The organism is Flavobacterium sp. GNP008 (assembly GCF_056428965.1).
Window position 1 is genome coordinate 1 of sequence record NZ_JBWJVL010000090.1, and the last position, 211, is coordinate 211.

Consider the following 211-nt stretch of genomic DNA (forward strand, 5'->3'; position numbering starts at 1 on the left):
GTGGAACCTTTATGGTCGCTAAGAAAATCAGCACGCCAAACATTACCAAGACTCGATTGCTGGATGCGACAGAGGCACTCTTTATCAAGTACGGGTACGACGCGGTTTTGTTACGGCAGATAACCGAGCGTGCCCAGGTGAACCTGGCCGCCGTGAACTATCACTTCGGGGACAAGGACTCCCTGATGAAAACCCTGCTGATGCAGCGCCT

The 211-nt window shown here is 53.1% G+C and carries 1 protein-coding gene; it reads left to right on the plus strand.

Features of this window, described 5'->3' with window-relative positions; translation table 11 throughout:
- The coding region (locus tag AC0608_RS14005; protein ID WP_478289511.1) for a TetR/AcrR family transcriptional regulator at positions 1–211 on the plus strand (211 nt) is incomplete at both ends.